Origin of the sequence: Mesorhizobium sp. M5C.F.Ca.IN.020.32.2.1 (assembly GCF_004023105.1) — a bacterium.
Classification (GTDB): Bacteria; Pseudomonadota; Alphaproteobacteria; order Rhizobiales; family Rhizobiaceae; genus Mesorhizobium; species Mesorhizobium wenxiniae.
Genome location: NZ_RZSX01001485.1, coordinates 1 through 758, shown reverse-complemented (window position 1 = coordinate 758; position 758 = coordinate 1). Strand labels below are relative to the sequence as shown.

Annotated in this window: 2 protein-coding genes; both read left to right on the top strand. The window is 60.9% G+C overall.

The features are described 5' to 3' along the window. Nucleotides 1–66: 66 nt before the first annotated feature. Complete coding sequence (locus EOA86_RS36975) at nucleotides 67–366, top strand: DUF1236 domain-containing protein (protein ID WP_065006703.1); 300 nt, start codon at nucleotides 67–69, stop codon at nucleotides 364–366. A gap of 97 nt (nucleotides 367–463) precedes the next feature. Beyond that, nucleotides 464–664: a hypothetical protein gene (locus EOA86_RS36970; protein ID WP_127212224.1), complete on the top strand. Its 201-nt coding sequence runs from the start codon at nucleotides 464–466 to the stop codon at nucleotides 662–664. Nucleotides 665–758 lie beyond the last annotated feature (94 nt).

Below are 758 nucleotides of genomic sequence, written 5' to 3'. Positions count from 1 at the left end.
TTTGCAATCTGGGCCTGCCGTTCCCGACTGTGGAAGGCGGAGCCGCAAACCAGACAGGAGAAGACGATGAAAATCCACCTTGTTCCTGCCGCCGCCGGGCTGGTTCTGCTCGCCGGTATCGGCGTGGCCACCGCAGACCAGGTGATTATCACGCCCGAGCAGCAGACAGTCGTCCGCGAATATGTGCAGAAGCACCCGCTGGCGTCGATCAGCCTTTTGGGAGTGGAGCTCAATGTCGGTTCCACTTTGCCCGACACGGTTGAACTTCACGAGGTTCCCGACGTCGAGTACAGATACGTAGTCGTCGACGATCGCACCGTGCTGGTCGACCCCGGCACCCGCAGGATCGTGCAGGTCATCGACTGACCTTCACCCGCCGCTCTCTCGGGAAGACGCAAGAGGGAGCGGCGGCTCGCCGGCAGGCCGCCGGCCGTTGATCGTCTTGTCGCGGGAAGGAGCTTCCATGTTGCCGCATGTCGAGTCACGCAATGTGGCCGCATCTGTCGACAAGCTGCTTGCTGAACGGGGCACTGCCCTGTTGTCGATGAAGGAGTTGATTGCAGCGGTGCGTGAGCGAACTGGAACGGAGCGCTCGGACGCGGATCTGGCGGGGCTGATAACCAAAAAGGCGGCACTTCTCGGTGTCGCGGTTCTGTCCGACTAGGGCTGAAGCCGCCCAAGACGCGACGAAGACGCCGATCGAAATTTCAGCTAAAAGTTGTCGCTCACGGATTTTGAGCCGATGGAGGCAACAGTGA